The 5,667-nt window shown below is 68.2% G+C and carries 6 protein-coding genes and 1 pseudogene; 3 read left to right on the top strand and 4 right to left on the bottom strand.

The window, feature by feature from the left end:
* From KZA10_RS06865 to KZA10_RS06855, 3 genes are all read right to left on the bottom strand, one after another.
* On the bottom strand, positions 1-273 hold a 273-nt coding region (locus KZA10_RS06865), incomplete at its 3' end, for a biotin/lipoyl-containing protein (RefSeq protein WP_306300796.1).
* Positions 270-1,295: an alpha-ketoacid dehydrogenase subunit beta gene (locus tag KZA10_RS06860; RefSeq protein ID WP_055877552.1), complete on the bottom strand. Its 1,026-nt coding sequence runs from the start codon at positions 1,293-1,295 to the stop codon at positions 270-272. The genes KZA10_RS06865 and KZA10_RS06860, both read right to left, overlap by 4 nt.
* Entirely contained in the window at positions 1,292-2,410 is a 1,119-nt protein-coding gene (locus KZA10_RS06855) for a thiamine pyrophosphate-dependent enzyme (RefSeq protein WP_218682487.1), read from the bottom strand. Before KZA10_RS06855 ends, KZA10_RS06860 begins: the two co-directional genes overlap by 4 nt.
* Positions 2,411-2,561: 151 nt before the next feature.
* On the opposite strand from KZA10_RS06855, the gene KZA10_RS06850 reads away from it, so the two are divergent.
* Positions 2,562-2,999, top strand: a complete 438-nt coding sequence (locus KZA10_RS06850) for an Lrp/AsnC family transcriptional regulator (protein ID WP_174799538.1) — start codon at positions 2,562-2,564, stop codon at positions 2,997-2,999.
* Positions 3,000-3,141: 142 nt separating this feature from the next.
* Positions 3,142-3,552, top strand: coding sequence for a hypothetical protein (locus KZA10_RS06845; protein ID WP_229778874.1), 411 nt, complete (start codon positions 3,142-3,144; stop codon positions 3,550-3,552).
* 16 nt (positions 3,553-3,568) lie between these two features.
* On the opposite strand, the gene KZA10_RS06840 is transcribed toward KZA10_RS06845, so the two are convergent.
* A complete protein-coding gene (locus KZA10_RS06840) occupies positions 3,569-4,495 on the bottom strand; it encodes a spermidine synthase (RefSeq protein WP_218682486.1) in 927 nt (308 codons plus the stop codon).
* 92 nt (positions 4,496-4,587) lie between these two features.
* On the opposite strand from KZA10_RS06840, the pseudogene KZA10_RS06835 reads away from it, so the two are divergent.
* Positions 4,588-5,547: pseudogene (locus KZA10_RS06835) on the top strand (ABC-F family ATP-binding cassette domain-containing protein); the annotation flags it as partial.
* Between the last annotated feature and the right edge of the window lie 120 nt (positions 5,548-5,667).

The following is a 5,667-nucleotide window of genomic DNA, read 5'->3' as shown; positions in this document are numbered from 1 at the left end:
CGATGTCAGGGGATCGGCCACTTCGAGCACCGGGGCGCCGACGTCGATCGTGTCGCCGGCGGTGCCGTGCAGCGCGGTGACAACCCCGGCGAAGGGCGACGGCAGCTCGACGATGCTCTTCGCCGTCTCGACCTCGGCGATCGGCTGATCGGTCGTGATGGTGTCGCCCACGGCGACGAGCCACTGCACGAGGCCCGCTTCGGTCAGGCCCTCACCGAGGTCGGGGAGCCGGAACACCTGGGCGCCCGCATGCGGCTTCAGCGGAGTGCTCATGCCTCGTCCTCCCAGTGCAGCGTGTCGATCGCGTCGAGCACGCGGTCGACGTCGGGGAGGTACCAGTGCTCGAGCTTCGGAGGGGCGTAGGGGGTGTCGAAGCCCGTCACCCGTCGTACGGGAGCGGCGAGGTACTCGAAGCAGCGCTCGAACACCCTGGCCTGGATCTCGGACGCCACACTCACATAGCCCGGCGCCTCGGCGATCACGACGGCGCGACCGGTCGACTTCACGGCGGCCGTCACGGTGGCGTCATCGAACGGCGAGAGCGAGCGGACGTCGACGACCTGCACGCTGCGTCCTTCGGCGGCGGCGACCTCGGCCGCTTCGAGCGCCAGAGGCACGGAGGCTCCGTAGGCCAGCAGCGTCACGTCCGTGCCGTCGCGGGCGATGCGTGCTGTTCCCAGCTCCGCCGTGATCGAGGTGTCGACCTCGCCCTTGGCCCAGTAGAGCTTCTTGGGCTCGAGGAAGATCACAGGGTCGGGGGAGGCGATGGCCGCACGCAGCAGGGAGTAGGCATCCTGCGGCGTGGACGGGCTGACGACGGTCAGGCCCGGCGTGTGCGCGTAATAGGCCTCGGACGAGTCGCAGTGATGCTCGACACCGCCGATGCCGCCGCCGAACGGGATGCGGATCACCAGAGGCATCCGCATACCGCCGCGGGTGCGGTTGCCGAGCTTGGCGACATGGCTGACGACCTGCTCGAACGCGGGGAGCGCGAACGCGTCGAACTGCATCTCCACCACGGGACGCAGACCGTTCATGGCCATGCCGACGGCGGTGCCGACGATGCCGGACTCCGCGAGCGGGGTGTCGAAGCAGCGCTCTTCGCCGAAGCGCGCGGTGAGTCCGTCGGTGATGCGGAAGACGCCGCCCAGCGCGCCCACGTCCTCGCCGAAGACCACGACATCCGGATCGGACTCGATGGCGTCGGCCAGCGCTCTGTTGAGCGCGGCCGCCATCGTCATCGTCGTCGTGCCGGACGCGGTCTCGGTGCGGGTGTCGTCCTGTGCGATCGTCATCGGTGGCCTCCGTTCAGGGTGCTTCCGGCATCGGCGAGACCGGAGCGCTCGATCTCGTCACGCAGCAGGTGCCACTGCTCATCGAGCTGCGGGGATCGGGTCTCGGTCACGAAGCGGAACAGGTCTTCGGGATCGAGGTCGGCATCGGTGTTCAGGGCGGCCCTCATCGCGGTCGCGATCTCCTCCGCGCCCGCCGCGAAGCGCTCCTCGGCCTCGGCGTCGAGTGCGCCGGTGGAGGTGAGGTGTGCGCGCAGTCGCACCAGCGGATCACGGGCGACCCAGGCCTGCACCTCGTCGCGCTCGCGATAGCGGGTGTCGTCGTCGGCGTTGGTGTGCGCCTGCATCCGATACGTGTGCGCCTCGATGAGGGACGGGCCCCCGCCGGCACGGGCGCGAGACACGGCATCGCCGAGCACGGCGAGGACTGCAGCGACGTCGTTGCCGTCGACGCGCTGTCCCGGCATCCCGTAGCCGACGGCTTTGTGGGCGAGGGAGGGGGCCGCCGTCTGCCGCACGAGCGGGACCGAGATCGCGAACTCGTTGTTCTGCACGAAGAAGACGACGGGGACGTGGAACACCGCGGCGAAGTTCATGGCCTCGTGGAAGTCGCCCTCGCTGGTCGCACCGTCGCCGCAGAGGGCGAGCACCACGGTGTCCTCGCCCCGATGCTTCGCGGCCTGGGCGAAGCCGACCGCATGCAGCAGCTGCGTGGCGAGCGGCGTGGCCTGCGGGGCGACGCGATGCGCGCGCACGTCGTACCCCGAGTGCCAGTCGCCCTTGAGGAGGACCATGGCGTCGGCGGGCTCGACCCCGCGAGCGATCACGGCGACCGAGTCGCGATAGGTCGGGAACAGCCAATCGGTGGAGCCGAGAACCATCGCGGCGCCGACCTGGCAGGCCTCCTGGCCGTGCGACGACGGGTAGACGGCGAGGCGCCCCTGGCGCACCAGGGCTCCGGCCTGATCGTTGATGCGTCGGCCCTCGACGAGCCCGCTGTAGGCGGCCAGGAGGGTGTCGGTGTCGGGGAGCGCGTACTGGTCGTCCACGACCGGCGCTCCGCTCTGGTCGATCAGTTGCACCGCGGTGTCTCGCGGGAGCAGGTCGGTGTGCAGCATGCGTTCGCCCTCCTTGCCGAACTCGGTGAGGACAGCTTGCCTGCGGGGCGACAGTCATCCAAGATCTTTTGGAGAATCCTGGATGAATGTGGCTGGAGTGAGGCATTCTTGATCGAAGTGTCAGAAATACTGCGCTGAGGAAAGGGGTCGCATGGTCGCTCTGGACGAGACGGATCGCGCGATCCTCGAGGAGCTGCGCCGTGACGCGCGGGCATCGATGACGGCGATCGCGGACGCGGTGCACATCTCCCGCGCCGGCGCCCATGCGCGGATCAAGCGCCTGACCGATGCCGGCGTCATCACGGGGTACTCCGTGCGCACCGATCCCGTGCTCCTCGGGCACCACGCCAGCGCGTATGTGACCCTCGCGATCGAGCAGGCGACGTGGCAGGCCGTGAGCGAACGGCTGCGCTCGATACCCGAGATCGAGCACATGGCGCTGGTCGGGGGCGACTTCGACGTGATCCTGCTGGTGCGGGCGAACGATGCTCGCGATCTGCGTCGCATCGTGTTGGAGGACATCCAGGCGATCCCGTCGATCCGCTCGACGAGGACCACGCTCATCTTCGAGGACTACCCCCGCAACTGAGCCCCGACCGGATCATCCTTCGCACTCGGACATCTGCGGCGCGCTCCGCGACAAGTGCGGTGACGGTGCTCGTCCGAGAATGAGAGGACGACCGGCGTCCACCCCGCCGCCGGCCAGCGCCACGCTCGAAGGAGAGACACCGATGTCCGATTCCGCAGCTTCCGCAGCCGCAGCGCTGCGCCGTTTCATGGTGCGCGGCGGTCTGATCCTGATGGGGATCTTCCTCGCGTGCGTCGGCATCTTCCCCGTGGACGAGTTCTTCCTCCTGCACAACACCGTCGCGACGGGCATGGCCGTCGTGTTCGGGATCGTCGTGGTCGGACTGCCGTGGTTCCTGCCGACCATCCCTCGCGTGTTCGTGGCCTTCGGATGGATCTACGTGCTGGTGATCGTCCTGCTCGCCGCCTTCTTCGCGGTCGGCTACTACAACCTCACCGCGGTCGAGTTGATCGCGGCCGTGCTGATCTTCAGCTGGATCATCGTCTTCCTGCGCACGGCAGGATCCGTCACAGCCCCCGCCGTCACAGACGGTGCGTCAGCGGAGGCGAGCTGAGGGAATCGTGCTCGCCCTAGTCCCAGATCGGGTCGTCGGGGTCGGGGGAGTCCGTGCCGTCGGCGTCGGTCATGATGCGCGCTTCGGCGATCCACGACGGCAGGGAATCGTCGTGGAGCATGTGCGGTCGCGGTGAGCCGAGAAGGTCGGGGTTCGTCACGACGTCCAGCGGCTCATCGCTGGCGAAGATGACGACGTTGCCGAGTGGCCCTTCGTCATCTTCCGGTTCTGCGTCGAGAACGACCGCGATGTGGTCGAACACGGAGCTCAGCGTGGCGGCCTGTCGTCGTGAGTACTCGAACGGGTGCCCGTCGAGCAGGTTCACCGCCACGATTCCATCTGACGCGGAGCGCGCGGCGACGCGGCGGTAGAACTCCTGGCTGGCCACGCGATGCCGGATGACCGCGGCATCCCACAGATCGACGACGGTGAAGCGCGCATCCACCCAATCGGTGTCGACCGCGGTGCTTCCCGTTGCCGCCGCGTCGACCGCCGGGGATGGGGATGACGGCGCCGACGGTCCCCTCTCGCCCGGAAGAGCCGCGTCGGCGACCGCTCGCGCATCGCCGAAGATGACTCGCAGATCAGCGCCGGGGGGCAGGGGCAGCGCGGCGATCACCGCGGCATAGAGAGCGGGCTCGAACTCGACCGCGAGCTGAGGCGATCCGGCACGCGTGGCCTCGACGTAGCGCGCGAGCGTGAGTGCTCCGGCCCCCAGATGCACGGTGAACAGCGGTGCACCGGGTTCGGCCGCGGCATCGATCGCTCTGGCGATGTGCTGGATGTAGGCGTATTCGAGTGAGGTGGGCTCGGTCATCGAGACGACGGACTGCGGAATCCCATCGACGCTGAGCTCGAAGCGACCGGGTCGCCTCTTCGACTCCATCAGCTTCGCCTTGCGATTGTCGAGCATGAGCGAGAACACCCGGCGATTCCTTGGCACCCGTCGATCCTAGATCGGGCGACGTCGGTCGGAGGTCACCCTGCCGGGCGACGGCCGGCCGGATCCCCGCACGAGGCTACCCTGGAAGGAACATGGCACATCTTCTCGGCGCTGAGGCGCTCCACCTCGAATATCCGACCAGGGTCGTCTTCGACTCCGTGACCCTCGGCATCGAGGAGGGCGACCGCATCGGCATCGTCGGCCGCAACGGCGACGGCAAGTCGAGCCTCCTCGGCATGCTGGCCGGCATCAAGGAGCCGAACTCCGGCCGCGTAACCGTGCGCGGAGGCACGCGGATCGGCGTGCTCGATCAGGCCGACAACCTGCCGGACGATCTCACGATCAGCGCCGCGGTGGTCGGTGACACCCCGGAGTACGAGTGGGCGGGCGACGCGCGCGTGCGCGACGTCATCGAAGGACTGCTCACCGACCTGCCGTGGGATGCCGAGATCGGATCCCTCAGCGGTGGTCAGCGGCGCCGGGTCTCGCTCGCGAAGCTCCTCACCGGCGACTGGGACGTCATCGCGCTCGACGAGCCCACCAACCACCTCGACGTCGAGGCGATCACCTGGCTCGCCGGGCACCTCAAGAAGCGCTGGTCGCCGAACTCGGGGGCCCTCATGGTCGTGACCCACGACCGGTGGTTCCTCGACGAGATCAGCACCGAGACCTGGGAGGTGCACGATCGCATCGTCGAGCCCTTCGAGGGCGGCTACGCGGCGTACATCCTGCAGCGCGTCGAGCGCGATCGCATGGCGGCCGCGACCGAGGCGAAACGTCAGAACCTCGCCAAGAAGGAGCTCGCATGGCTCCGCCGCGGCGCTCCCGCCCGCACGGCGAAGCCCAAGTTCCGCATCGACGCGGCCAACGAGCTCATCGCCGACGTGCCCGAGATCCGCGACAAGGTCTCGCTGCAGTCGCTGGCCGTCTCGCGCCTCGGCAAGGACGTGGTCGATCTCCTCGACGTCGGTGTGACCTACCCGACGGCGGACGGCGGTGAGAAGGTCGTGCTGCGCGATATCGAGTGGCGCGATGCGCCACTCGACCGAACCTTTCGTGACCAAACCGTTGCATTCGTTATCTCGCCGTTATACAGTGATCACACGGTGAATGTTTGCTGTGGCACTCACCGCATGTGATTGCAGGACACTCTTGGTGCAAGGGACAAGGGC

The sequence above is a fragment of the Microbacterium sp. BF1 genome (assembly GCF_019279095.1).
Lineage (GTDB): Bacteria > Actinomycetota > Actinomycetes > Actinomycetales > Microbacteriaceae > Microbacterium > Microbacterium maritypicum.
The sequence above is the reverse complement of the archived record's forward strand: the minus strand, read 5'-3'. Positions and strand labels throughout refer to the sequence as shown.

What these genes read in the sequence shown, in the direction of transcription:
- KZA10_RS06855 (WP_218682487.1), bottom strand. Translation starts at nt 2,410, where the DNA reads ATGCTGCACACCGACCTGCTCCCGCGAGACACCGCGGTGCAACTGATC.
- KZA10_RS06850 (WP_174799538.1), top strand. Translation starts at nt 2,562, where the DNA reads ATGGTCGCTCTGGACGAGACGGATCGCGCGATCCTCGAGGAGCTGCGC.
- KZA10_RS06860 (WP_055877552.1), bottom strand. Translation starts at nt 1,295, where the DNA reads ATGACGATCGCACAGGACGACACCCGCACCGAGACCGCGTCCGGCACG.
- KZA10_RS06845 (WP_229778874.1), top strand. Translation starts at nt 3,142, where the DNA reads ATGTCCGATTCCGCAGCTTCCGCAGCCGCAGCGCTGCGCCGTTTCATG.